At 64.7% G+C, this 25782-nt stretch carries 24 protein-coding genes and 1 pseudogene; 14 read left to right on the forward strand and 11 right to left on the reverse strand.

The window, feature by feature from the left end:
* The first annotated feature begins 11 nt into the window (after positions 1-11).
* Entirely contained in the window at positions 12-401 is a 390-nt protein-coding gene (locus tag EN853_RS20465) for an SET domain-containing protein-lysine N-methyltransferase (RefSeq protein WP_127861254.1), read from the forward strand.
* A 9-nt stretch (positions 402-410) separates the two neighbouring features.
* Here EN853_RS20465 and EN853_RS20470 read toward each other — a convergent pair whose 3' ends face one another.
* The 4 genes and pseudogenes from EN853_RS20470 to EN853_RS20490 form a co-directional block, all read right to left on the reverse strand.
* The gene (locus EN853_RS20470; RefSeq protein ID WP_127861253.1) at positions 411-1358 is read right to left on the reverse strand and encodes a cytochrome c; all 948 of its coding nucleotides are present in this window, start codon (positions 1356-1358) and stop codon (positions 411-413) included.
* Positions 1359-1367: 9 nt separating this feature from the next.
* The gene (locus EN853_RS20475; RefSeq protein WP_127861252.1) at positions 1368-1805 is read right to left on the reverse strand and encodes a cytochrome c; all 438 of its coding nucleotides are present in this window, start codon (positions 1803-1805) and stop codon (positions 1368-1370) included.
* Between the two features lie 254 nt (positions 1806-2059).
* Complete coding sequence (locus EN853_RS20485; protein WP_127861251.1) at positions 2060-2662, reverse strand: superoxide dismutase; 603 nt, start codon at positions 2660-2662, stop codon at positions 2060-2062.
* A gap of 105 nt (positions 2663-2767) precedes the next feature.
* A pseudogene (locus EN853_RS20490) lies at positions 2768-3646 on the reverse strand (branched-chain amino acid aminotransferase).
* A gap of 152 nt (positions 3647-3798) precedes the next feature.
* Between EN853_RS20490 and EN853_RS20495 the strand changes: the two are divergent.
* Complete coding sequence (locus tag EN853_RS20495) at positions 3799-4461, forward strand: haloacid dehalogenase type II (protein ID WP_127861250.1); 663 nt, start codon at positions 3799-3801, stop codon at positions 4459-4461.
* 172 nt (positions 4462-4633) lie between these two features.
* On the forward strand, positions 4634-5455 hold the full coding sequence (locus tag EN853_RS20500; RefSeq protein ID WP_127861249.1) for a L,D-transpeptidase: 822 nt from the start codon (positions 4634-4636) through the stop codon (positions 5453-5455).
* Positions 5456-5505: 50 nt separating this feature from the next.
* On the opposite strand, the gene EN853_RS20505 is transcribed toward EN853_RS20500, so the two are convergent.
* Both EN853_RS20505 and EN853_RS20510 read right to left on the reverse strand, forming a co-directional pair.
* Positions 5506-6831: an aspartate aminotransferase family protein gene (locus tag EN853_RS20505; RefSeq protein WP_127861248.1), complete on the reverse strand. Its 1326-nt coding sequence runs from the start codon at positions 6829-6831 to the stop codon at positions 5506-5508.
* Entirely contained in the window at positions 6828-7718 is an 891-nt protein-coding gene (locus EN853_RS20510; RefSeq protein WP_127861247.1) for a MurR/RpiR family transcriptional regulator, read from the reverse strand. The genes EN853_RS20505 and EN853_RS20510 overlap by 4 nt, the downstream gene beginning before the upstream one ends.
* 79 nt (positions 7719-7797) lie before the next feature.
* Here EN853_RS20510 and EN853_RS20515 point away from each other — a divergent pair, with 79 nt between their 5' ends.
* The 6 genes from EN853_RS20515 (at position 7798) to EN853_RS20540 (ending at position 12980) form a co-directional block, all read left to right on the forward strand.
* A complete protein-coding gene (locus EN853_RS20515; protein ID WP_245517133.1) occupies positions 7798-8643 on the forward strand; it encodes a 3-keto-5-aminohexanoate cleavage protein in 846 nt (281 codons plus the stop codon).
* 160 nt (positions 8644-8803) lie between these two features.
* Complete coding sequence (glnH, locus tag EN853_RS20520; RefSeq protein ID WP_127861245.1) at positions 8804-9556, forward strand: glutamine ABC transporter substrate-binding protein GlnH; 753 nt, start codon at positions 8804-8806, stop codon at positions 9554-9556.
* A gap of 61 nt (positions 9557-9617) precedes the next feature.
* Positions 9618-10274, forward strand: coding sequence for a glutamine ABC transporter permease GlnP (glnP, locus tag EN853_RS20525; protein ID WP_127861244.1), 657 nt, complete (start codon positions 9618-9620; stop codon positions 10272-10274).
* Positions 10271-10999, forward strand: coding sequence for a glutamine ABC transporter ATP-binding protein GlnQ (gene glnQ / locus EN853_RS20530; RefSeq protein WP_127861243.1), 729 nt, complete (start codon positions 10271-10273; stop codon positions 10997-10999). Before glnP ends, glnQ begins: the two co-directional genes overlap by 4 nt.
* On the forward strand, positions 10989-12047 hold the full coding sequence (locus EN853_RS20535) for a C45 family peptidase (protein ID WP_127861242.1): 1059 nt from the start codon (positions 10989-10991) through the stop codon (positions 12045-12047). Before glnQ ends, EN853_RS20535 begins: the two co-directional genes overlap by 11 nt.
* Before the next feature lie 15 nt (positions 12048-12062).
* On the forward strand, positions 12063-12980 hold the full coding sequence (locus tag EN853_RS20540; RefSeq protein WP_127861241.1) for a MurR/RpiR family transcriptional regulator: 918 nt from the start codon (positions 12063-12065) through the stop codon (positions 12978-12980).
* Positions 12981-13071: 91 nt separating this feature from the next.
* Here EN853_RS20540 and EN853_RS20545 read toward each other — a convergent pair whose 3' ends face one another.
* Positions 13072-14508 carry a PLP-dependent aminotransferase family protein gene (locus EN853_RS20545; protein ID WP_348631597.1) on the reverse strand — a complete coding sequence of 479 codons (1437 nt, stop codon included), beginning with the start codon at positions 14506-14508 and terminating at the stop codon, positions 13072-13074.
* 77 nt (positions 14509-14585) lie between these two features.
* Here EN853_RS20545 and EN853_RS20550 point away from each other — a divergent pair, with 77 nt between their 5' ends.
* Entirely contained in the window at positions 14586-15209 is a 624-nt protein-coding gene (locus EN853_RS20550) for an FMN-binding negative transcriptional regulator (protein ID WP_127861240.1), read from the forward strand.
* A 35-nt stretch (positions 15210-15244) separates the two neighbouring features.
* Positions 15245-15892: a LysE family translocator gene (locus EN853_RS20555; RefSeq protein WP_127861239.1), complete on the forward strand. Its 648-nt coding sequence runs from the start codon at positions 15245-15247 to the stop codon at positions 15890-15892.
* Positions 15893-15932: 40 nt separating this feature from the next.
* On the opposite strand, the gene EN853_RS20560 is transcribed toward EN853_RS20555, so the two are convergent.
* Positions 15933-17456: a helicase HerA-like C-terminal domain-containing protein gene (locus EN853_RS20560; RefSeq protein ID WP_127861238.1), complete on the reverse strand. Its 1524-nt coding sequence runs from the start codon at positions 17454-17456 to the stop codon at positions 15933-15935.
* A 249-nt stretch (positions 17457-17705) separates the two neighbouring features.
* Here EN853_RS20560 and EN853_RS20565 point away from each other — a divergent pair, with 249 nt between their 5' ends.
* Complete coding sequence (locus EN853_RS20565; protein ID WP_127861237.1) at positions 17706-19148, forward strand: methylmalonyl-CoA mutase subunit beta; 1443 nt, start codon at positions 17706-17708, stop codon at positions 19146-19148.
* On the forward strand, positions 19145-21268 hold the full coding sequence (gene scpA, locus EN853_RS20570) for a methylmalonyl-CoA mutase (RefSeq protein ID WP_127861236.1): 2124 nt from the start codon (positions 19145-19147) through the stop codon (positions 21266-21268). The genes EN853_RS20565 and scpA overlap by 4 nt, the downstream gene beginning before the upstream one ends.
* 212 nt (positions 21269-21480) lie before the next feature.
* Here scpA and greA read toward each other — a convergent pair whose 3' ends face one another.
* The gene (gene greA, locus EN853_RS20575; RefSeq protein WP_127861235.1) at positions 21481-21963 is read right to left on the reverse strand and encodes a transcription elongation factor GreA; all 483 of its coding nucleotides are present in this window, start codon (positions 21961-21963) and stop codon (positions 21481-21483) included.
* Positions 21964-22068: 105 nt separating this feature from the next.
* Here greA and EN853_RS20580 point away from each other — a divergent pair, with 105 nt between their 5' ends.
* Positions 22069-23445, forward strand: a complete 1377-nt coding sequence (locus tag EN853_RS20580) for a TIGR03808 family TAT-translocated repetitive protein (protein WP_127861234.1) — start codon at positions 22069-22071, stop codon at positions 23443-23445.
* On the opposite strand, the gene EN853_RS20585 is transcribed toward EN853_RS20580, so the two are convergent.
* Both EN853_RS20585 and EN853_RS20590 read right to left on the reverse strand, forming a co-directional pair.
* Positions 23442-24446: an asparaginase gene (locus tag EN853_RS20585; protein ID WP_127861233.1), complete on the reverse strand. Its 1005-nt coding sequence runs from the start codon at positions 24444-24446 to the stop codon at positions 23442-23444. The two genes, EN853_RS20580 and EN853_RS20585, sit on opposite strands and share 4 nt — an antisense overlap.
* A 157-nt stretch (positions 24447-24603) precedes the next feature.
* Positions 24604-25770 (reverse strand): acetyl-CoA acetyltransferase, encoded by a 1167-nt coding sequence (locus EN853_RS20590; RefSeq protein ID WP_127861232.1) that lies wholly within the window; start codon positions 25768-25770, stop codon positions 24604-24606.
* Positions 25771-25782 lie beyond the last annotated feature (12 nt).

The following is a 25782-nucleotide window of genomic DNA, read 5'->3' on the forward strand; positions in this document are numbered from 1 at the left end:
TAGGGTTCGTCATGCTGCTCGTCGACGTCTATCTCGACAAATCGTCTATCCAGGGCATCGGCGTCTTCGCCAAACACCGCATTGCGCGGGGCACGCTGATCTGGAAGCTCGATCCGAGGTTCGACCGGCGCATTCACGTCGACACCTATGAGGGCGAATCCGGCCCGGTGAAGAACTATCTCGACCGTTATTCCTATCCGGACCGACGCGATCCCAACTTCATCGTCTTCGAGGCCGATGACGCCCGCTACATGAACCACGCCGACGAGCCGAACTGTGACGTCTCTTCGCCCGAGGAAACCTACGCGCTGCGCGACATCGCGCCGGGCGAGGAACTGACCTGCGACTACAACCATTTTTTCGAGAACGGCTTCGATTTTCTCGGCGACCGTCACCCTTAGAGCCTGGGACTATTTGGACGGCTTGCGCGCAGGATAACCGTTGGGGTGCGCCGGAAGGGCCTTGAGATAGGCGGCGATCGCGGCGCGGTCGTCGGCCGTCAGCAGGGCCATGTTGCGCTGCACATCGACCATGGCGCCGCCGACGGAATCGAAATCAGGCGTGAAACCGGTTTCGAGATAATTGGCGATGTCGGATTCGGACCAGCTTTTGATGCTGTTCCCGCCGGGGGTGATGTTGGGCACGACGCCTGAGCCTTCGGCGGCCACGGCGCCCGCGAGCCACTCGGCCTTCTTCACGCCGCCGGCGAAATCGCGCGGCGTGTGGCATTCACCGCAATGGCCAGGACCTTCGACCAGGTAGCGGCCGGCCAGCACCTTGTCCGGCGTGCCGTCGGGCAGCGCGATCACCGGATTGGGGCTGAGGAAGAGAAGCTTCCAGAGGCCGATGCCGCGACGGATGTTGAAGGGGAACGAAAGCTTGTGACCAGGCGCCTTGCCGGCGACCGCCGGCAGCGTCTTCATGTAGGCGTAGAGGTCGGCGATGTCGGCCGGCTTCATGCGCGCGTAGGAGGCGTAAGGAAAGGCCGGATAGAAATGCTCGCCGGAAGGCGAGACGCCCTTCAGCATGGCATTGGCGAAATCGTCCTCGCTCCAGGCGCCGATGCCGTCCTTTTGATCCTGCGAGATGTTGGGCGGCACGAAGGTGCCGAACGGCGTCTTCAACTCCAGCCCGCCGCCAAGCTCCAGGCGGGCATCACCCTTCGACCCCGGTTTGGCGTGGCAGGAGGTGCAGCCGCCAGCGTAGAAGATCCGCTTACCCCTGGCCGCGTCGCCGGGGCCGAGCTGTGCGACGACCGCGGCATCGAGCCTGACGGGCGTGGACAGCGCCCACCCGGCAACCGCGCCGGCGCCGCCCAGCACGATGACGGCGCCGACGAGCTTCTTCAGCCAGGCCATGTCAGGCGATCAGCCCTTCTTGATCCTGTAGCTCTGATGGCAGGCGCCGCAGTCGCCGCCGATCGTGTTGAGCTGCGCCTTCAAGCCATCGACATCACCCGGCGGCGAAGCGACCGCTTCCCTTGTGTTGGCAAGGAACTTGTCCGCGGCCGCCTTGAAGCCCGCCATATCTTCCCAGATCTTCGGCGCGGCTGTGGTGTCGCCCTTGTCGCTGCCGGCGGGGAACAGCCTGTCAGCATCGAACTTCTCGGCATTGGCCTGCAGCGCCTTCAGCGTTGTCAGCACGGCGGAGGCGTCGAAATCCTCCTCGCCCTTGACGACTTTGGACAATTGGCCGGCGAGCTTGCCGCGCTCCTTCATCAGGGCCTGGCGATCCTGGATCGGATCGGCAAGAGCGGCCGAACCGGCAAGAGCGAGCAGAGAGATGGCGAGGACAAGCTTTCTCATTCAATTGGCTCCATGGTGAAGGAAGTTCGCGACTAAGCCATTTCACCGTTCACGGTGAGATGCTCTATCTCCTTGTTGGCGCAATTTCGGATGGAAAACCGTTCGACGCTATTCCTCGAATTGCCCTGGGTGTTAACGGACCTGACGGCGGGAATATTCCCCTGTGCCGTCACGATTTTCCCGATGGTGATCAATCTCCTGTGTTGGCCGGAAAAGAAAAGCCCCGGCATGCCGGGGCTTTTCCTTGAGAATAGTCAGGCTTTCGCCTTTTCGTAGAGTTCCAGGACATAGTCCCAGTTGATGAGGCTGTCGACGAAGGCTTCGAGATATTTCGGCCGCGCGTTGCGGTAGTCGATGTAGTAGGAGTGCTCCCACACATCGACGCCGAGGATCGGCGAAGCGCCGTGGACCAGCGGGTTCTCGCCATTGGGGGTCTTCGAGATCGCGAGCTTGCCGTCCTTGACCGAGAGCCAGGCCCAGCCGGAGCCGAACTGGGTGGTGCCGGCGGCGATGAAGTCCGCCTTGAACTTGTCGTAGCCGCCGAGATCGCTGTCGACGGCCTTCTGCAACGCGCCCGGCAGCTTGTTGCCGCCGCCGCCCTTCTTCATCCATTTCCAGAAATGGATGTGGTTGTAGTGCTGGGCGGCATTGTTGAAGAGCCCGGCATTCTTGCCGAAGGACTGTTTCACGGCCTCTTCGACCGACAGGTCGCCCATTCCTGCCTCGGCGGCCAGCTTGTTGCCGTTGTCGACATAGGCCTTGTGGTGCTTGTCGTGGTGATACTCCAGCGTCTCCTTCGACATGTAAGGCTGCAGAGCCTCATAGTCGTAAGGCAAAGCGGGCAACTCAAAAGCCATGGATGGTACTCCCTCAGGAAAAGTCCGTTGCAATTACGGACTAAGATAGGTCTGGAATGGATTGGGGCAACTCCGGAATGAAGCGCCGGTCGCCTTTTTATCCGCTCAGGCGGCGGAAGTCGAATGCGCCCAATCCCAGTAGAGCTCGCGCGCCTTCTTGGCCACCGGCCCGGGCTGAAGATCGCGGCCCTCGATGCGGGTGACCGGCACCACCTACGAGTGGTTGCCGGTCGAGAAGATCTCGTCCGCCTCGAGGAAATCGCGCACCGACAATGCCTTCTCGATGGTCCTGAAGCCGTAGTCGCCGAGCAGGCTGATCGTGCGCGAACGGGTGATGCCGGAAAGGAACGTGCCGTTCGCCGCCGGGGTCATCACATGGCCGTCCTTGACCAGGAAGATGTTGGAGCTGCCGGTCTCGGCGACATTGCCCAGCATGTCCAGCACCAGCGCATTGTCGAAACCGCGGTTCTTGGCCTCGAGGATAGCGCGGCCGTTGTTGGGATAGAGGCAGCCGGCCTTGGCGTTGGTCGGCATCGTCTCGATGGTCGGCCGCCGGAACGGCGAGACGCCGATCGAAAAGCCGGAAGGCGGAATCATCGGCGATTCGTAGAGGCAGAGACAGAAGCGGGTCGAGGACGGGTCCGCTGGCACGCCCATATAGCCGCCATGCTCGGCCCAGTACATCGGCCTGATGTAGACCGCGGTCTTGCCGTCGAATTTCTTCAAGCCATCCCAGGTCAGCCCAACGATCTGCTCCGTCGCCATGGAAGGGCCCAGGCCGAGCGCGAGCGCCGAGTCGTTGACGCGCGCGGCGTGACGGTCGAGATCGGGCGCCACGCCCTCGAACCAGCGGGCGCCGTCGAAAACGCTGGTGCCCAGCCACATGGCGTGGCTGCGCGGTCCGAGAATGGCGACGTTGCCCTCGTACCAGTCGCCGTCCACATAGGTCCATGTCGCGGATTGTGCCGCCGCCGCCAGTGTCATCGTTTGCCGTCCAAATACGTCATTTCAGGCCGCCATAGGACGATGCTTTGACGGCCTGCGTCAACCGACATGGGGAAAAATCGTTGAGGCCAGAGGCACTTGACCGCAATCAATGCTTGCACGACAAGCCTTGGCGCCGCAAAACTCAAGCCATGCATCATGCGGCCTATGTGTTCGACGCCTATGGCACGTTGTTCGACGTGCACGCGGCCGTGCGCCGCCATGCCGGCGAGATCGGGCCGGATGGCCAGCTTCTCTCCGAAATCTGGCGGGCCAAGCAACTCGAATATTCCTGGGTGCGGACGTTGATGGGCGCCTATGCCGATTTCTGGCAGCTCACCGAGCAGGCGCTGGACTTCGCGCTGCGCAAGGTGCCCTCGGCCGATCCGGCGTTGAGGGCCAGGCTGCTGGATGCCTATTGGCATCTCGACTGCTATCCGGAAGTGCCGGCGGTGCTGAAGGCGCTCAAGGCATCCGGCGCAAAGCTCGCGATCTTATCCAACGGCTCGCCGGAAATGTTGCGGGCGGCGGTGAAATCCGCGGCCCTCGACCAGATACTGGACGACGTTTTCTCGGTCGACGAAATCAAGCGCTTCAAGACCGACCCGTCGGTCTACGACATGGTGGTCACCGGCTGGCGGCTCTATCCGGAGGCGGTGTCGTTCCAGTCCTCCAACCGCTGGGACGTCGCGGGCGCCGCCAAATTTGGCTTCCGCACCGTCTGGATCAATCGCACCAACCAGCCCGACGAATACCGGGACTTTCCGCCGGGGCTGATCCTGCCTTCGCTCGAAGGTCTTCTGGCAGGCGCCTGAGGCCGATGTTGCTGCAGCGCAACAGACGTGTCGCGGTCACAGCTTCGCCTTTGTTTGTCCACCCTGACGCCAGAATTGGAACCGCCTATCACCGCCGACTGTTATCGGAGCTGCCGGCGGCCAGCCTGCGGATTCATGCATTCTTGCGAATTGAGACCTAGAAAAGGCAACCATGTCAGACGCTTCCTTCCGCATCAACCGCCGTGGCTTCCTCAATCTCACAGCCCTCGGCGCTGCTTCGGCCGCGGTTTCCGCCTGCACCACCACCGGCCCAGGCCCCGAACCCGTGCAGCCGCCACCGCCGGCCTATGTGGAGCCGCCGCTCGGCGATTATGAGACGATGTATGGAGCGATGTCGGACAACGGCTTCGACCTGCCGGCCATCCCCGTGAACAAGATCGATCACCGATTCCTGCGCCAGATCGTGCCCGATCCGACGGGTCAGCGGCCGGGCACCATCGTGGTCGATACCACCAACCACTTCCTCTATCTGGTGCGCGAGGGCGGCCAGGCGATCCGCTACGGCGTCGGCCTCGGCCGCGCCGGCTTCGAATGGTCGGGCGACGCCGTGGTGCAGTGGAAGCAGAAGTGGCCGAAGTGGACGCCGCCGGACGAGATGGTCTCCCGCCAGCCGGAACTGACGCAATTCAGCGCCAAGAATGGCGGCATGCCGGGAGGCCTGAAGAACCCGCTCGGCGCCCGCGCGCTCTATCTCTTCCAGGGCAATCAGGACACGCTCTACCGCCTGCACGGCTCGCCCGAATGGTGGTCGATCGGCAAGTCGGTGTCTTCGGGCTGCGTGCGCCTGATCAACCAGGACATCATAGACCTCTATGACCGCGTGCCCACCAAGTCGCCGGTGATCGTGACGGCCGATGTCGGCGCGCCGGTGGTTGATATGCCGGAGCGCCGGGCCATTCCGATCGACAATGGCGTGCCGACAGGTTCGATCCTGCTCGGCCCGGTAAGGCAGATCACAAACGAGATTTTCTGAGCTGTCAGCCAGTCAGCTGGCGGCAACAAGATGTCTTCCGCGCGTGGAACTCATGTGCGCAACGCCTCGCCGATCGCATCGTCGAGGCGTTCGACGATCGCATCGATGGCCGGCACATCGCAGATGAATGGCGGCGCCAGAAGCACGTGGTCGCCAAGTGCTCCGTCGATCGTTCCTCCCATGGGGTAGACGAGCAGGCCGCGCGCCATGGCCGCCTTCTTGATGCGCGCATGCAGCTTCCGCTTCGGATCGAAAGGTTGTTTGGTCGAGCGGTCCTCGACCAGTTCGACGCCCATGAACAGGCCACGGCCGCGAACGTCGCCCACATTGGGACGGTTGCCGAAGCGCTCGCCGAGCCGACGCGCCAGATGCGTGCCCATGGCTTTCACGTTTTCGAGCAGCCCGTCGCGGGCAATGACCTCCTGAACGGCAAGTGCCGCGGCGCATGCCATCGGGTGGCAGATATAGGTATGACCGTGCTGGAATAGCCCCGAGCCATTCGAAAACGCGTCGAATATCCTCCGGCTCAGCAGCACCGCGCCGATCGGCTGATAGCCGCCGCCCAGCCCCTTGGCGATCGTCATCAGATCGGGGGCAACGCCATCCTGTTCGCAGGCGTGAAGCGTTCCGGTGCGGCCCATCCCGCACATCACCTCGTCGAGGATCAGAAGGACGCCGTACCTGTCGCAGATCTCGCGGATGCGGCGCAGATAGTCGGCGACCGGCGGCACCGCGCCTGCCGTCGCGCCGACGACAGTCTCGGCAACGAAGGCCATGACCGTCTCCGGTCCGAGGTCGACGATCTTGTCCTCCAGCGCCCGCGCCGCTCGCCGGGCATAGTCCTCGTCCGTTTCGCCGGCTTCCTGGAAGCGATAGGCGAAGCAAGGGTCGATGTGGTGCGTTTCGATGAGCAGCGGCCGGAACTGCGCGCGGCGCCATTCATTGCCGCCTGTCGCGAGCGCGCCGAGTGTGTTGCCGTGGTAGCTTTGCCGGCGCGCGATGATGTTGCGGCGCTGCGGCTGGCCGATCTCGACGAAATACTGCCGCGCCATCTTGAGCGCTGCCTCGACTGCCTCCGAACCGCCCGAGACGAAATAGCAATGGCTGATTCCGGCCGGCGCGTCCGCGACAAGCCGGTCGGCCAGAGCTTCGGCGACGTCGCTGGTGAAGAAACTGGTGTGGGCATAGGCAAGCCGGTCGGCCTGCCTGTGCATGGCGGCCAGGATATCGGGATGGCCGTGGCCGAGACACGAGACGGCGGCCCCGCCTGACGCGTCGATATAGGCACGGCCATTGCTGTCGAAGAGCTCGATGCCCTTGCCGCCGCTGGCGACAGGAAGCGAGGTGTGGATCTGGCGATGCAGGATATGGGTCATGCTTTCCTCCGGCCGCGCGGCGGCAAGATGTGGATGTCGAGTTGAGACAGCTGGTCCTCTGTGCGGCGGACAGCGGCCAGCGACTTTTCCCCGCCCTTGCCGGCGATCAGTGCCGCGAGCACCTCACCGATGACGAATGCCGGCGACATGGTGTGGAAGAAGGACGGGCTTTCCGTTGGAACCAGGACCGATTGCGCGGCCAGACCGACGAGCGGCGACACGATACTGTCGGTGAGCGCGATCACAGGCACGCCATTGGCAGCGGCGCGGCGGGCAAGATCAACGGTCAGCTTGGTGTAGGGAGCGACGCTAACCGCGAACAGGACGTCCTCCGCGGTCGCCAGGCGGATGGCGTCGGTGCCGGCTCCCGATGAGCCGTCCAGCATCACCGCCTTTTCGCCAAGGAAGGACATGACATAGGCGAAATGCGCGACGACCGGATGGCTGGAGCGCAGACCGAGGCAGAAAATCCGACGTGCGGCGTGGAGCCGCTCGGCCGCGGCGGCCAGGGAATCGAGCCGTTCTTGATCGGCAAGCTCGGCGATCTGGCTCGACAGCGACTTCATCATTTCAGCAGCCAATGCCCGGTCGCCGACCTCCTGCTGGTGCGCGAGCTGTGTGCCCGCCTTGCCGGCAAAGCCGAGCTCGCCCTGCCGCATGGCGTTGGCATAGAGCGAGCGCACCGGCTCATAGCCGTCAAAGCCCAACCGCTTTGCCAGACGCACCATCGTCCACGGTTGCAGCCCGGCGCGGCGCGCCTGCTCGCGCATCGAAAGCAGCGCGACGTCCTCGGGATTGTCGAGAAGATAGCGAGCCGCGTCCTGGAGCTGCGATGGCAGCGTGTCGAAAACTTCTACGATGGCATCGGTGAGCGGCGCGCGGATCATCTTGCCACCATAGACGCGATAGCGAGATTGTGCAATAGATGTTGCAATACTGACTATTGTGCTACAAATGGAGCCGACCGTGCAAGATGGGACATATCAAGGGCGTTCTGATCCTGTTGCGATCGCCGTCGCGCCAAATGGCGGCAGACGCACAAAAGCGGACCATCCGGCCCTGCCGGTGACACCCGATGAGTTGGCGCATGTGGCCGCGGCCTCGCTGGACGCCGGCGCCGCGATGATCCATGTCCATGTTCGCGACCGCCAGGGACGCCATCTCCTAGACGCAGAAGCGTACCGGGCGGCGATGGCGGCGATCAAAGCTCGCGTCGGCGAACGGCTCGTCATCCAGATCACCAGCGAGGCGCTGGGCATCTATCGACCCGAAGAGCAGATGCGAGTGACGCTGGAGACCCGCCCCGAAGCGGTCTCGCTCGCCTTGCGCGAACTCGTGCCCGACGAAACGCATGAGGCGTCTTTCGCCTCGTTCCTCGAAACGTTGCGCACGGAGAAGATCGCGCCGCAGATTATCCTCTACTCGCCGCAGGAGGCCTCATACCTTGCGACGCTTGCAGGTCGCGGCATGATTCCCTTCGACAATCTGCCGGTTCTTTATGTGCTCGGGCGCTACACGGTCGGCCAGACATCCCGTCCCGCCGACCTGCTTGCGTTCATGGCACCCGCCATTTCGGCGCCGAGGCACTGGATGGTTTGCGCTTTCGGCCGCCAGGAAACGGCATGCGTCGCCGCCGCCGCGCTCCTCGGCGGGCACGCGCGTGTCGGATTCGAGAACAATCTTTTCCTGCCCGATGGGGCATTGGCTTCCGGAAACCACGAACTGGTAGCGGCCACCAGACGAGCCGTCCAAACCTGCGGGCTGGCTCTCGCCGACGCAGACACATTGCGAGGCCAATGGGCCGTTGCCTAAAGCGTCGGCTCTCAGATGCAGGTATCACCAGCGCACTCAACCGATTCCACATCTTGCAAATGCTAAATGCATTTCATTCATAGATGCATTTTGAATTTGCGAAACGCTTAAGGCGCTGCTAGAGTCCCGGGGCAATTCCAACAAAAGGGGAACCCGAAAAATGAAATTCGCACTCGCAAACCTCACTGCCGCCGCGGCCGTCGCGGCAACGCTTCTCCTTAACCAGCCCGCCCTTGCCGACGATCTGATCGTGGCAACGGACACAGCCTTCGTTCCGTTCGAGTTCAAGGAAGGCGACAAATATGTCGGCTTCGACATCGACCTGTGGGCCGCCATCGCCAAGGATATTGGGGTGACCTATACGCTGCAGCCGATGGACTTCAACGGCATCATCCCGGCGCTGCAAACCAAGCAGGTTGACGTCGGCCTGGCCGGCATCACCATCAAGGACGAGCGCAAGAAGGTCATCGACTTTTCCGACGGCTACTACGACAGCGGCTTCCTGCTGATGGTGCCGGTCAACAGCACGATCAAAGGTCCGGAAGATCTCATCGGCAAGACACTTGCCGTGAAGACCGGGACCTCGGCGACCGACTACGCCAAGGAGCACTTCAAGGGCACGGATCTGCGGCTCTTCCCGAACAGCGACAACGCTTATCTGGAAGTCGCGACCGGACGCGCGGATGCCGCCATGCACGATACCCCGAACGTGCTCTACTACATCAAGACCAACGGCCAGGGGAAAGTGAAGACCGTCGGCCCGCAGATGATGGCCCAGCAATATGGCATCGCCTTCCCGAAAGGCAGCGAGCTCGTCGCCAAGGTCAACGCCTCGATCGCCAAGCTGAAGGGCGACGGCACCTACAGCACCATCTACAAAAAATGGTTCGGCACCGAGCCGCCGAAGAGCTGATCACCGGGGTTCCTCGCGCGCGCCGGCCTGGCCGGCGCGCCTTCCTTGAAGGAAAGCTCTCATGGATTTCGACTGGTCCGTCATCTGGCAGGCCCTGCCCGAGCTGTTGAAAGGCGCCCGCCTCACCGTGCTGATCGCGCTTGCCGGCCTCGCCGGCGGGCTGGTGATCGGTGCCGCCGCCGGTCTCGCGCGCGCCTATGGCAATGCCGTCCTCAATGCCATCGCCTTCATCTATGTCGAGCTCATCCGCGGCACCCCTATCATCGTCCAGGTGATGTTCATCTATTTCGCGCTGCCGATCCTCGCGAATGTCCGGATCAACCCGCTCGCGGCCGCCATCATGGCGATCATCATCAATGCCGGCGCCTATATCGCCGAGATCGTGCGCGGTTCGTTTCTGTCCGTGCATCGCGGATTGCGCGAAGCCGGCCTGGCGCTCGGCCTGCCGTTCTGGAAGGTGCTTTTCTACATTATCGGCCCGCTCGCCTTCCGCCGCATGATTCCGGCGCTCGGCAACCAGTTCATCGTCAGCCTGAAGGATACCTCGCTGTTCATCGTCATCGGCGTCGGCGAACTCACCCGGCAGGGCCAGGAAATCATGGCGGCCAATTTTCGCGCCGTCGAAATCTGGTCGGCCGTCGCGATGTTCTACCTGATCATGACCGGCGCGCTCACGCTGATCCTCAGACTGACCGAAAAGAGGATGCGCATCCTGTGAGCATCGTAGAATTCAGGAAGGTCACGAAGCGCTTCGGCCAGGTCACCATCCTCGACCAGGTCGACCTGTCGATCGAGCCCGGCGAGAAGGTGGTCCTGATCGGTCCCTCCGGTTCCGGCAAGTCGACGCTGCTTCGCTGCATCAACGCGCTGGAGGAGATCAACGGCGGAGACCTCGTCGTCGACGGCATCAGCGTCAAGTCCAGCGGCCGCATGGTCCGTATGATCCGCCAGGAAGCCGGCATGGTCTTCCAGCAATTCAACCTCTTTCCGCAGATGACAGCGCTTGAGAACGTCGCCTTCGGCCCGCGCCGAGTGCGCCACGAACCGCGACAGGAGGCGCGGAAGCAGGCGCTGGAAATGCTCGCCAAGGTCGGCCTGGCCGACCGCGCGCATCACTATCCGAGTGAACTCTCCGGCGGCCAGCAACAGCGCGTCGCCATTGCGCGCGCGCTTGCCGTCAAGCCGAAGCTGATGCTGTTCGACGAGCCGACCTCGGCGCTCGATCCCGAACTGCGCCATGAGGTGTTGCGCGTGATGCAGGCGCTGGCCGAGGAAGGCATGACGATGATCGTGGTCACCCACGAGATGGCGTTTGCCCGCAAGGTGGGGACCAGGCTGATCTTCATGGAAGGCGGCAAGATCGCTGTTGACGGCGAGCCGCGGGAACTGCTTGCAAATCCGCAAAACCCTCGGCTGAAAGAGTTCCTGCAGCATGTCGCATAATGCGGACCACCGGCTTTCCTTCATCAATGTGGCGGGCTCGCCATATGATGTCGGAGCCGCCCTCGGCCGCTTCGGCCAGGCGGCACTGCATGAGCACTTCCGCACGTCCGCGGCATGGCGCGAACTGACCGCGCGCCGCGCCGATCCCCGCATCGGCATGATGGCGACAATCGTGCGGGAACGCTTTCCACGCTACTGGGCCGAGTTGCAGGGCCTTGCCGAAGGGCTCGAATTGCCCTTCGACGACGTTTTCCTTTGGAATTGCCGGGGCGACATCTGGGCAATGGCGCCGGATGGCTGCACCACCGTCCAATTGCCTGGTTCCCTGCATATCATCGGCCACAACGAGGATGGCGACCCGGATTTTGCCGGCCGCTGCGCTTTGGCCTATGTCGATTCCGCAGGGGGCACTCCGTTCACCGCCTTCGTCTATCCCGGCTCGATGCCCGGACATACATTCGCCGCGACCTCGAAAGGGCTGGTGCAGACCGTCAACAACATCAGGCCGCTGGCCGGAGGCGCCGGCACGCCGCGCATGGTGCTCGCCCGCGCTGTGCTCGATGCACCGGACCTCGACGCGGCGCTGGCTCTGCTCAGATCGGCGCCGCGTGCCGGCGCTTTTCATCTCACCCTGGCGCAAGCCGGCGACGAGCGACTCCTCAGCGTCGAATTCACGGCCCAGGCGCTGTCCGTCGACCGCGTCGAAGCGGCGCGTGTCCACTCGAACCATCTCATCCATGCCGACACCGGACGCATGTCGCAGGTCGTCACGGGTTCGTCCGGCGTGCGCCAGCGGCGGGGCGAGCTGCTGCTCGGCCAAACCGTCCAGTCGGATCCGCAAGGCCGCGTGCTGGGCATATTGTGGGACGCGGAGGACCCGGAGCTGCCTATCTACCGCACCGACCCGGCCGACAGCGACATCGAGAACACCCTGGCAAGCGCTGTCTTTTGCATCGGGGCTGACAAGGTCGAGTGGGCTGTCTACGATGGTGCGTTCGAAGCAGCGCGCTTCGACATGCGGGATGGGCTGGTCCCTCTCGGGGGGTGAACAGGAACGTGGGCGATGCCAGAGGAAGCCTATGCAGAGCCGCCACGCACCATCGAGGATCTGAGGGCGCTGGCGCTCTCTGTCGGCCGCGACGAAGCAGGCTTTTCCCTCGGCTCCAAGGCGCATGATGTCTTCGCCAAGCTGGTCGAGGCGCCCGAACAATCGGCCGTCCGCACAATCTCGGAACTCGCCGATCAGTTCGGCATCAATCCGTCGACGCTGACCAGGCTGGCGAAGCGTCTCGGCTTCGAAGGTTTTAGCGATTTCCAGGCCGTCTTCCGCAAGGCAATCGCCGACGACCAGCAATATTTCTACAGCCGCCAGGCCGGAAGGCTGATGACGACACCGTCGGCGGGCGGCGCCGAAGTCGAGGTCTTCGAGCGGCTGGCGCGCGAAACGGCAGCGAATGTCGACGGCTTCCTCGGTCAGCTGGACAGCGTCTCGCTGAAGGGCGCGACCGCGCTGCTGGCCAGCGCGCGGCGCGTGCGCGTTCATGGCGTTCGCCAGTTCCATTCGCTGGCGAGCTTCCTCACCTATTGCCTGGGCATGGTGCGCTCGGACGTGGCTCTGCTCGATGCGCCACGCCTGGGCGTAGCCGAGGCGCTGTCACAGCTCGAACCTGGCGATGTCGTCATCATAGCGAGCTGCGCGCCCTATACGCGCAGCGTCGCGGAGGTCGGCCGCATCGCCGCGGCAAACGGCCAGAGCGTGATCGCGATCACCGATTCCCGATCCTCGCCGCTCGTCCCTCCGGCCGAGCATGCCTTCTTCATCCCTCACGCCAGCAGCTTCTACTCGAACAGCATGGGCGCCTACATCGTCTTTTGCGAAGCGCTGCTCAACCTTGTCGCCCGCGAACTGGGCGACAAGGCGCTGAACTCGCTCGCTGGGCGCGAGCGCCTGATCGCCGAGATGAACATCGAGGTCGGCTGACTGCCGTCGCCGAATGACGATCGCTCGACGGCCACTCTTGCCGGCCGCGTGCGCCTGATCAACCGGGACCTCATAGACCTCCAAGCCCGTCTCAAGAACGCAGCTGCTGCTCGGCCAATAGCGTCGCCAGCACCGCAACGCCGCGTCGCAGCGCTTCCGTGTCGAGCCCGGCATAGCCCAGAATAAAGCCGGCGGTTCCGGGTTGCGGCTCACCCGGATCATAGAGCGGCGACACCGGATAGAGACCGATCCCGTCGGCGCGCGCCGCCGCAATGATCTCCGGCTCGCGTTCGGCGGTGATGCCGTTCATCCAGGCAACGACATGCAGTCCTGTGTCGGCTCCGGCGACAGTGACCCTTGATCCCAGATGATCGGCCAGCGCCTGCAGCAGGACCTGTCTGCGCTCGGCGTTCTTCCTGCGGATGCTGCGGACGTGACGCTCGTAAGCGCCGCTCGCCAGGAGGTCGGCCAGCACGTCTTGTTCCAGCGTTGGAGCATGCCGGTCGGTCAGGCGCTTCGCCTCGCTGAACGCCCGGCGCAGGCTGGCGGGGACTACGAGATAGCCGAGCCGCAAGGTGGGCGAGAGCGTCTTGGACAGCGTGCCGACATAGATGACGGAGTCCGCGTCGAGCGCCTGCAGAGGCGGTATGGGGCTGATGTCGTGACGGTATTCGCAGTCGTAGTCATCCTCCACAACATAGGCCCCCGTGCCGGTGGCCCAGGCCAGCAGGGAACGCCGCCGCGTCGCCGAAAGCACGCCGCCGAGCGGAAACTGGTGCGACGGCGTCACGCAAGCCAGGCGGGCCGGCGGCAGCAGATCCGTCCTTAGCCCGTCCGCGTCGACTGCCACCGGCGCGGCAATGCCGCCGGCTGCCGCGAAGACATTGCGGGCAAGCGGATAGCCCGGGTTCTCGATCACGAACGCATCGCCGGGGTCGAGCAGCAGCCGCGCGCAGAGGTCGAGCCCTTGCTGCGAGCCATTGACGATGACGATCTGGTCCGGCGTGCAACTGATGCCGCGAGCGCGCCAGAGATAGGTTTGAAGCGCGCTGCGGAGAGCAAGGGACCCTTGCGGGTCGCCATAACGCAGCCGGGCGCCGCGCTGGAGAATGGCCTTGTTCGACGCCCGCCGCCAGGCCAACACCGGGAAGTCCGCTCCGGACAGGTCGCCATAGCGGAAATCCGCCACCCTGGCCGGTTGCGCTTCCGGTGGCGAAGGCATGGCCAGCAGCCGGCGCGCCAATGCCGAGAGGTTCCGGGGCGAAGCGGTCGGGATGGGCACCTCCCCTGACGCCCTTTCCAGCCCAGGTGCCACGATCGCGCGCGCTCCCTGCCGGATGATCAGATAGCCTTCGGCGTTGAGCTGGTTGTAGGCCGCCGTCACCGTGGTTCGCGACGCGCCCCATTCGGCGGCAAAGGCCCGCGACGACGGCAAACGGTCGCCAGGCCGGTATGCGCCGCTGTGTATCTGCGCCTTGATCGCCGCGATGATGCTGCGCGCGATACCATCCTGCCTCAACTGGACCACCGAAACCCTTCAAAACTGGATGTTTCCAGCAAGCCAGAATTGAGGCATCTTCCGTCGCGACGCAAGGAGTTTTCGCCATGTACATCCCACCCGCCTTCCGCGACGACGATCATGAGAGCCTCGCGGCAACGATCCGTGCGGCGCGACTGGCGACCCTGGTCACCGCAACCACTGAAGGGCCGCTGGCGACGCCGTTGCCGCTTTTCCTCGACGAGAGCGAGGGTGAGCATGGCGTGATCTACGGCCATGTCGCGAAAGCAAATCCGCAGTGGCGTGTTCCGCCGCTGGGCGACGGCCTGGCGATCTTCATGGGGCCGGATGCCTATGTGACCCCGGCCTGGTACCAGACCAAGCTGGAAACCGGAAAGGTGGTGCCGACCTGGAACTATGTCGCCGTCCACGCCTACGGGCCGGTCGAATTCTTCGAGGACGCCGACAGGCTGCTCCAAGTCGTCACGCGCCTGACCAATCTCCATGAAGGCGAGCGCGCCTCGCCCTGGTCCGTATCGGATGCGCCGCCGGATTTCATCCAGTCGCAATTGAAGGGGATCGTCGGCCTGCGCATGCCGCTCGCGCGGCTCGAAGGCAAGCGCAAAATGAGCCAGAACCGCAACGCCGCCGATCGCGCCGGTGTCGTGTCTGGCCTTTCGGCGAGCGACCGGCCTTCGGACCGCGAGGTCGCGCCGCTCATCCCCTCGTGAAACCCACCCCTCCATCCTGAAGCCACGTGTCCATCATGCCGGATCTGACCCAGTTCGCCTTGTACTTCGCCGCCGCGTTCCTGCTCGCCATCACGCCCGGGCCGGGTATCTTCTACGTCGCCGCACGCACGCTCGCCGGCGGACGCGCGGAAGGCATTGCCTCCAGTTTCGGGACGGCCCTCGGTGGCATGGTTCATGTGCTTGCCGGCAGCCTGGGCGTTTCGGCGATCGTGCTTGCAAGCGCGGAACTGTTCACCGCGCTGAAGCTGATCGGCGCGGCCTACCTCGTCTGGCTCGGCTTCCGTACCTTCCAGGCCGCACGACGCGAGGCAAAGACGATGCTGGAGGATGGCAAGGCAACGCCCGCTGTCGGCGCGGGCAGAGCGTTTCGCGAAGGGGTGCTGGTCGAGGCGTTGAACCCGAAGACGGCCGCCTTCTTCCTGGCCTTCATTCCGCAGTTCGTGGACCTCGGTGCCGGCCACGTCGCCTTGCAGTTCATGGTGCTCGGCTTCGTGTCGGTGACGCTCAACACCCTTGCCGATGTCGTGGTCGCTTTCGCGGCGAGCCGCATCCGGGAAGGCGCGGTCGGCCGGTCCGGCATGATACGTCGGCTGCGCGAGGCGTCCGGCGGCGCGATGATCGCGCTCGGCATCGGGCTCGCCATAGCCAAGCGCCCTGCCTGATTGTCGACCAGGCTGGTTGCCCGACCGCCGAGAGGACTTTCTACCGCCCCCTGGCCAGGCTACCCAGGATGCCGCGCACGATGGCGCGGCCGACGGACGAGCCGACCGAGCGCACCACCGACTTGATCGCGGCTTCGGCCACCGTCTGGCGATTGGAAGACCGCCGGTTGCCCGTTCCCAAAACGTCGTCGAAGCCGGGAATGGTCCAGCGCGAGCCGCCGCTGTTCTGCTGCTGCGCCTGCGCCTCGGCGTCCTGCGCCTCCTTGGTCTTCTTCTGCAGGATCTCGAAAGCCGATTCGCGATCGACCAGCTGGTCGTACTGGCCAGCGACAGGACTCTCGGCGATGACCTTGCGGCGCTCGTCCGGCGTGATTGGCCCTAGCCGCGAGGACGGCGGCCGGATCAGCGTGCGCTGGACCATGGCCGGCACGCCCTTGTCCTCCAGCATCGAGACCAGCGCCTCGCCGGTGGCGAGCTGGGTGATGGCGGTGGCGCAGTCGAAATCGGGATTGGGCCGGAAGGTCTCCGCCGCCGTCTTGACCGCCTGCTGCTCGCGCGGCGTATAGGCGCGCAGCGCGTGCTGGACGCGATTGCCAAGCTGGGCCAGAACTTTTTCCGGGATGTCCAGCGGGTTCTGGGTGACGAAATAGACACCGACGCCCTTGGAGCGGATCAGCCGCACCACCTGCTCGACGCGGTCGACCAGCACCTTCGGCGCGTCCTCGAACAACACATGCGCCTCGTCGAAGAAGAAGACCAGCTTCGGCCGGTCAAGATCGCCGACCTCGGGCAGCTCCTCGAAGAGTTCCGACATCAGCCAGAGCAGGAAGGTGGCGTAGAGCCTGGGGTTCATCATCAGCTTGTCGGCGGCCAGAACGCTGACCGCCCCGCGGCCGTCGCGGGTCGTGCGCATCAGATCGGCGATGCGCAGCGCGGGCTCGCCGAAGAAGTTGGCGGCGCCCTGCTGCTCCAGCACCAGCAGCGTACGCTGGATGGCGCCGACCGAGGGCTTCGTCACATTACCGTAGCGGGCGCTGAGCTCGTCGGCGCGATCGGCGATGTTGGCGAGCAGCGACTGCAGGTCCTTGAGGTCGAGCAGCAGCAGGCCCTCTTCGTCGGCGATGCGGAAGGCGATGTTCATGACGCCTTCCTGCGCTTCCGTGAGGTTCATCAGCCGCGACATGAGCAGCGGCCCCATTTCAGAGATGGTGGCACGTATCGGGTGGCCCTGCTCGCCGAACAGGTCCCAGAAGATGACCGGGAATTCCTGGAACTGGTAAGGATCGAGCTTCACCTCCCCGGCGCGCTTGACCAGGAAATCCTTGGCTTCGCCCATCATGGCGATGCCGGAGAGGTCCCCCTTGATATCGGCGCAGAAAACCGGGACGCCGGCGTTGGAAAAGCCCTCGGCCAAAACCTGCAGACTGACCGTCTTGCCGGTGCCGGTGGCGCCGGTGATCAGCCCGTGGCGGTTGCCGTAGCGCAGCAGCAATTCCTCCGCGCGCTGATAGGAATCGTCGGGCTTGCGGCTGGCGCCGATGAAAATGCTGGTGTCGTCGGCCATATATCGGTCTCCGCAATCTGTCGCGTCAAAACGCGCCCGGCCCGCGTTCGAGGCATAGTGAGGTATAGTAACGCTATCGCCGGGCGACAATGGTTGCCACCGAAATCGACCTTTCGGAGCTTGCGGATTTCGAGCATGTTTGGCAATCGGTTGGCGGTCCTGAAAAACGACCGCGGCGGATGTCGCATTGTGATATCCGGCCGAGGACCTTAGACTGGCGGCTGATGCGGCAATGAGACGAGGAATGCGATGGGCGCCGGCACCTTGACCAGGGATGTCGACCTTCCGAACCCGGACGCCAAGCGTTGGCTGGCGCTGGCGGAAAAGGCGCTTGCCGGCGGCTCCTTCGAGGAGAAGCTCGTTTCGCACACCGATGACGGCATCCGCATCGAACCGCTCAGCGAACGCTCGGTCGGTGCCGAGCCGCTGGTGCGCACCAACCCGAAGGCGCCCTGGATCGTCAGCCAGCGCGTCGACGATCCGGACATAGCCCGCGCCAGCGCCCAGGCGCTGCAGGACATCGCGCAGGGCGCGACCGGCCTGTCGCTGGTCTTCGAGGGCGCGCCGAATGCGTTTGGCTACGGCCTGCCCAGGACGGCGCAGGCGCTGGAAACGGTGCTCGATGGCGTGCCGCTCAACCGCGTGCAGGTGCGTATCGACGCGCATCCCTGGAGCCGCGCCGTGGCCGACTGGCTGCTTGCCTTCCTGACGCGGCGCCGTTCCGACCCGACAAAGCTCAACCTCTCCTTCGGCATCGATCCAGCGGCGATCTTCGCCGGCACCGGACGGCTGCGCACCTCGATCGAGGCGCTGCAGGAATCGATGCCGCAGTCGCTGGCGCATTTCTTCTCGATGGGCGTGCCGGGCGCGCTGCTCGAAGCCGACGGCCGCGTCTTCCACAATGCCGGCGCCACCGAGGCGCAGGAGCTCGGCACGATGATGGCATCGGCCGTCTCCTATCTGAGAATGTTCGAGAAGGCGCGGCAGCCGCTGGTCTATGCAGCGCCCTATATCGGCTTCGCGCTCAGCGTCGACCAGGACCAGTTCCTGTCGATGGCCAAGGTGCGGGCGTTGCGCAAGCTCTGGGCGCGGATCCAGGAAGCCTGCTCGATCCCGGCCTCGACGGCAAACATCCACGCCGAGACCTCCTATCGCATGATGACAGTTGCCGACCCGGAGACCAACATCCTGCGCACCGCGATTGCCGCCTTCGCCGCGGCCGCCGGCGGCGCCGATTCGATCTCGATCCTGCCGCACACCGTCGCGCATGGACTGCCGGCCGGTTTTGCCCGCCGCGTCGCCCGCAACGCGCAACTGATCATGGCGCATGAGAGCCATCTCTATCATGTGGCCGATCCGGCCAGCGGCTCCGGCGCGGTCGAGGCGCTGACCGACGATCTCTGCGCTGCAGCCTGGGAGGAGTTCCAGCGCATCGAGGCCGAGGGCGGCGTGCTCGCCAGCCTGCAGCAGGGCTATATCCAGAACCGCGTGCAGACCGCCGCCGCGAAGCGCAACGCGGCGTACCGGGCAGGCGAACGCGGCATCATCGGCACGACACTGTTCCGTGCCGGCAGCGAACGCCCGGTCGAGACGCTGCCCGCCGAGCGGCAGCCGGCACTGACCGAAGGCGTGGCGACATGCGAGCCGCTGTTTCCTGTGCGCATCGACCAGTCGATCGGAGCCGGATCATGATCCCGGATTTCAGCAAGATCGGCTGGTCGGCGCCGCGCCGGGCGCCGGTCGAGCTCAAGGGCCAGCGGATGACGCCGGAAGGCATCGCGCTCAAGCATCTCTACGGCCAAGGCGACCTCAAGGGGCTGGCCAATCTCGACACCTATCCCGGCCTGCCACCCTTCGTGCGCGGCCCCTACCCGACCATGTATGTCCGGCAGCCCTGGACCATCCGGCAATATGCCGGCTTCTCGACGGCCGAGGAATCCAACGCCTTCTACCGACGCAATCTCGCGGCCGGCCAGAAGGGGCTTTCGGTTGCCTTCGACCTCGCTACCCATCGCGGCTATGACAGCGACCATCCGCGCGTCGCCGGCGACGTCGGCATGGCGGGTGTGGCGATCGATTCCATTCTCGACATGCGCCAGCTGTTCGACGGCATCCCGCTCAACGAGATGACGGTGTCGATGACCATGAACGGCGCCGTGCTGCCGATCATGGCTTTGTACATCGTGGCAGCGGAAGAGCAGGGCGTCGCGCAAAAGGATCTTGCCGGAACCATTCAGAACGACATCCTGAAGGAGTTCATGGTCCGCAACACCTACATCTATCCGCCGAAGCCATCGATGCGGATCGTGTCGGACATCTTCGCCTACACCTCGAAGCACATGCCGAAGTTCAACTCGATCTCGATCTCCGGCTATCACATGCAGGAAGCGGGCGCGACGGCCGACCTGGAGCTCGCCTACACGATCGCCGACGGCATCGAATATGCGCGCGCCGGGGTTGCCGCCGGGCTCGACATCGACCGCTTCGCGCCGCGGCTTTCCTTCTTCTGGGCGATCGGCATGAACTTCTTCATGGAGGTCGCCAAGCTCAGGGCGGCGCGACTGCTCTGGTCGAGCCTGATGAAGAAGAATTTTGCGCCGAAGGACGAGCGCTCGCTGTCGCTGCGCACCCATTGCCAGACGTCCGGATGGTCGCTGACGGCGCAGGATCCCTACAACAACATCACCCGCACGATGATCGAGGCGATGGCGGCGACGCAGGGGCACACGCAGTCGCTGCACACCAATTCCTTCGACGAGGCGATGGCGCTGCCGACCGACCATTCGGCGCGCATCGCCCGCAACACGCAGCTCATCCTGCAGAAGGAATCCGGCACCACGCGCATGATCGACCCGTGGGGCGGCTCGGCCTATGTCGAGCGGCTGACGCACGATCTGGCGGCCCGCGCGCTCGCCCATATCGAAGAGGTCGAAAGCCTCGGCGGCATGGCGGCGGCGATCGAGAAAGGCATTCCGAAGCTGCGTATCGAGGAAGCGGCGGCGCGCACGCAGGCGCGCATCGATTCCGGCGAGCAGGTGCTGGTCGGCGTCAACGCGCACCGCCCGGAAGCCGATATCGAAGTGGACGTGCTCAAGATCGACAATGCCGAGGTCAAGGCCCGGCAGCTGGCGAAGCTGCAGCGGCTGAAAGGCACGCGCGACGTCGCCGCACTCGAGGATGCGCTCGCTGCCCTCTCCCGCGCGGCCGAAAGCGGCGACAACCTGCTCGAGTTCGCGATCCGCGCCGCGCGCGCCAATGCGACCGTCGGCGAGATCTCGCTGGCGCTGGAGAAGGTGTTCGGCCGGCATACGGCGGCGGTGCAGACCATCTCCGGCGTCTATCGCGACGCGCTTGGCGACAGTCCGGCGGTCGACAGGCTCAAGGAAAAGATCGAGGCGTTCGAGAAGAAGACCGGCGACAAGCCGCGCATCCTGGTTGCCAAGATGGGACAGGACGGCCACGACCGCGGCCAGAAGGTGATCGCCAGCGCCTTTGCCGATCTCGGCTTCGACGTGACCGTCGGGCCGATGTTCCAGACCCCGGACGAGATCGCCAAGCTGGCAGTGCAGCACGATGTCGACATCATCGGCGCTTCCTCGCTTGCCGCCGGACATCTGACGCTGATCCCCGAGCTCAAGGATGCGCTGAAGAAGCTCGGCCATGGCGACATGCTGATCGTCGCCGGCGGCGTCATCCCGCCGCTGGACTATGACGCGGTGCTGAAGGCTGGAGCTGCTGAAATCTTTCCGCCGGGCACCGTCATCCCGCAGGCAGCGGACCGTCTGATGGATCGGTTGCTGGCGGCTCAGTGAACGTTGCTGCATCGCTGAAGGCTGCAGCGGAGCAGAATTCTGCACCGCAGTAGCGCTCCAAAGTCACGGCATGGATCCTTGGGTCTACGCGGTACGCTTCGCTTCCCGCTCCGCCCAAGGATGACGACAGAGGGGCGTTTCGGTCAATATCCACGTACATGCGACCTGCCAACGCAAGCATGGCCGACCGGTCAAATTTCTATGCTAGGGAACTAATTCTCAAGCTTGTCCGAGAGCTTGGTGATTTCCCATTCCTTGCCGTTGACCTTGACGACCTCACCGACCTTCTTGCCGAAGAGAGCCACGGCCATCGGCGAGACATGGGAAATGCTGCCCTTCGACGGATCGGCCTCGTCCTCGCCGACGATCCGCCAATGCACCTTCTTGCCGTCGTCGCCTTCCAGCGTGACGCCCATGCCGAAGCGGACAACGTCGCTGCCCGGCTCCGGCGAGGAAAGCTCCGCGCTCTCGCGCCGCGCGGTCCAGTAGCGCAGGTCGCGCGACACGACCGCGAGGCGTTCGCGGTCGCCTCGCCTTTCCGCCTTGGCCATCAAGTCGCGGAGCTCGGCGAGAGTCTCCTCGATCATCGCCAGACCGCGCTCCGTCACCAGGTTGCGGTGCGAGCTGATCGGCCGTTCGCCAACGCCGGCGATGGCATTTTCGCTGTCTTCTTCGCGCGTGAAAGCTCTGCTCATGCAATGAACTTAGGCTTGGTGAGGCAACTGCACAAGCGATTTGCCGATGAGCCGGCCCTGGCACGAATCCTGCGACACGCAACGCGATCGCCGGGACCTGTGCCGATGTTGAACAGACGAACGCTGCTTGCCCAAACCGCCGGCCTTGCCGTCGCCGGGCTCTTTGCCGGCAAGGCCTCGGCGAAGATGCTGCCCGGCATCGAAACGGCTGCAATGCGCGGCTCGATCAACGCCATCGAGATCGGCGTGCAGCCTGGGGCGCTGGACGATCAGAGCAAGACCTTCGCCAAGATGCTGGCCGAGGCCAGCGACCGCGACGCGCCGGTGTTCCTGCCGCCCGGCACCTATCTTGTCTCCAACCTGAAGCTGCCCGCGCGCGTTCGCCTGTCCGGCGTGCCGGGCGCGACCCGCATCGTCTATGGCGGCAACGGCCACCTGATGATGGCCGAGCAGGCCGAGCATATCGAGCTCAACGGGCTGGTGCTCGACGGTTCGAACCGCTGGCTGTCCGACTATACGCAAGGTCTGCTCGATCTGCGCCGCGTCGCGCATCTCACCATCGACAATTGCCAGGTGACAGGCAGCGGCAAGAACGGACTGGCGCTGGAGCATGTCGCTGGCCGCGTCGGCCGGTCCGACATTTCCGGTGCCGCGGACGCCGGCATCTACTCGGTCGAAGCGGGGGGCTTGGAGATTTCGGGCAATATCGTCTCCGACTGCGCCAATGGCGGCATCCTAGTGCATCGCTGGCAGCAGGCGGAGGACGGCACCATCGTCAGCGGCAACCGCGTGCAGCGAATCGGCGCCAGGAGTGGCGGCACCGGCCAGAACGGCAACGGCATCAACGCCTTCCGTGCCGGCAATGTCATCATCTCGGGCAACGTCGTCTCCGACTGCGCCTTCTCGGCGATCCGCGCCAACAGCTCGAGCAACCTGCAGATCACCGGCAACACCTGCTCGCGTTCCGGCGAAACGGGAATTTACTCCGAGTTCTCCTTCGAAGGCGCGATCCTCAGCAACAATCTCGTCGACGGCGCCGCCAACGGGATCTCGATCGTCAACTTCAACGAAGGCGGCCGCATGGCCGTGTGCTCGAACAACATCGTGCGCAACCTGTCGACGGTCGGCCCTTACACCGCCGACCCGCCGGGCTTCGGCGTCGGCATCAGCGCCGAGGGCGACACCACGGTCGCGGGCAACGTGGTCGAAAACGCGCCGCTCTACGGCATGCAGCTCGGCTGGGGACCCTACCTGCGCAATATCGTGGCGACGGGAAACGTTATCCGCAAGGCGGGCACGGGCATCGTCGTCTCGGTCGTCGAAGGTTCCGGCAGCGCCGTCATCTCGGATAATGTCATCGACGGGGTCACCAACGGCGCTATCATCGGTCAGCGCTGGGCCGATCCGGTGACCGGCGACCTGGCCAAATCAAACGATACGGGTTACGCGCATCTGACCGTCGAGCGTAACAAGGTGAGCTAGCTCAACGCCGCAGTCGGCCGCAGCGAACCGACCTTGGCGCCGATGCGACTTTCGACCGGCGGATTGGCGAGCTTGGTGAGCTTCGCGGCGAGCGCTTCGTCGCCGCGAAGCAGTTTTGCCAGCACCGCGGCGATCATCACCTCGGCCCCTCTGCCGGCGCCGTCGTCGCATTTCAAGGCAATACCGAGGCCGAGCTCGGGCAACGCCGCGCAATAGACGCCTTCTGCGCCTGTCTTGACGAAGATGCGGCCGGGGGCGGCCTGCATCAGCGCGAGATCCGCCTTGCCGGTGCCGGCGACCAGGAACGGCTCGGCCATGCAGGCCGAGAGCAGCCGCTTCGCGGCCTTGGCGCGCTGGGGCGCAAAGCCCCTGCCGGTCGCCATACGCGCAAAGCCCAGCGCAAAACTCTTCAGCGGCACGGCGTAAGTCGGGATCGAGCAGCCGTCGGTTGCGCAATGGTCGGCGTCATGGGCGGCGCCGGTCACGGATTGCATGGCGTCGCGCACCATCTCCTGCAGCGCATGGCCGGCCTTGACGTAGCCGTGATGCGCAACACCCGTGTGCACGCAGGTGCAAAGGAAGCCGGCATGCTTGCCGGAGCAGTTGTTGTGGAGCGGATTCGGCATGGCGCCTGCATGGGCAAGCGCGATCGTCGCATCGTGGCTCGACGGCCAGTGCGCGCCGCATTCGAGCGCGTTTCTGTCGAGGTTCGCCTTGGCGAGCATCGCGGCGGCGAGTTTGGTGTGCTCGGGCTCGCCGGAATGCGAGGCGCAGGCCAGCGCCAATTCGCGGTCGCCGAAGCCGTAGGCATCGGCAGCACCCGATTCGACCAGCGGCAGCGCCTGGATCGCCTTCACCGCCGAGCGCGGGAACACCGGCCGCGCTGTGTCGCCGATCTCCCAGACGGACTTGCCGTCGGCATCGAAGACCGCGACCGCGCCGCTATGAGCGCTTTCGACCACCGCCCCGCGCAGAACCTCGACCAGAACCGGATTGGACATGCTGCCTCCCGCACGCGCCGCCCAAGGGGGCGCGCTTTAAAGCGCGTCGTGCTAAAACGGATTCAGGCGACGCGCTTCAAGTCTTTGTTTTTGATGCATGCCGTTGTCCCAGAACCGCTGCACGCTTCTGGGCGACATGCTTAAGTGCGGGCCGCTTCTACCTGATCCTGTCGAGGATGGAAACGTAGTTGGCGACGGCAGCACCGCCCATGTTGAAGATGCCGCCAAGTTTTGCGCCCGGCACCTGGATGCCGCCGGCCTCGCCGGTGAGTTGCATGGCGGTCAGCACATGCATCGACACGCCCGTGGCGCCGATCGGATGACCCTTGGCCTTCAAGCCGCCGGATGGATTGACCGGCAGGCGGCCGTCCTTCGCCGTCGTGCCGTCAAGCGCGAGCTTTGCGCCCTCGCCGGGCCTGGCCAGACCCATCGCCTCATATTCGATCAGTTCGGCGATTGTGAAGCAGTCATGCGTCTCGACGAACGAGAGGTCATCGAGCGTGACGCCGGCCTTCTTCAGCGCCTGCCCCCAGGCCCGCTCGCAGCCCTCGAAGGCAAGGATGTCGCGCTTCGACATCGGCAGGAAATCCTGGACATGCTCATTGGCGCGGAAGGTGACGGCGCGGCGCATCTTCAGCGCCGTCGCGGTGTCGGTGAGCACGAGCGCCGCCGCGCCGTCCGAAACCAGCGAGCAGTCGGTGCGCTTCAGCGGACCGGCGACAAACGGGTTCTTCTCGCTCTCCTGGCGGCAGAACTCGTAGCCGAAATCCTTGCGCATCTGCGCATAGGGATTGTCGACGCCGTTCTTGTGGTTCTTGGCGGCGATCATGGCAAGCGCGTCCGACTGGTCGCCATAGCGCTGGAAATAGGCCTGCGCGATCTTGCCGAAGACGCCTGCGAAGCCCGCCGGCGTGTCGCCGTCTTCCGGCAGATAGGAGGCTTTGAGCAGGTTCTTGCCGATCTCCGGGCCGGGCGTCGTGGTCATCTGCTCGGCGCCGACCACCAGCACGATGCGGGCGGCGTTGGCGTCGATGGCGCGAACGCCTTGCCGCACCGCCGCCGAACCGGTGGCGCAGGCGTTCTCGACGCGCGTCGCCGGCTTGAAGCGCAGCCGGTCGTCGGCCTGCAGAACCAGGCTCGCGGTGAAATCCTGCGGGGAGAAGCCGGCGTTGAAGTGGCCGAGCACGATCTCGTCGACATCGTCCGGACCGATGCCGGCATGGTCGAGCGCGTCCACGGCGACCTTGGTGATCAGGCCCTCGAGCGTCTCGCCTTCGAGCTTGCCGAAGCGCGAATGCGCCCAGCCGACGATGCATGCGGTCATGGCAGCCTCCAT

This window comes from Mesorhizobium sp. M1C.F.Ca.ET.210.01.1.1 (assembly GCF_004791585.1).
GTDB lineage: Bacteria > Pseudomonadota > Alphaproteobacteria > Rhizobiales > Rhizobiaceae > Mesorhizobium.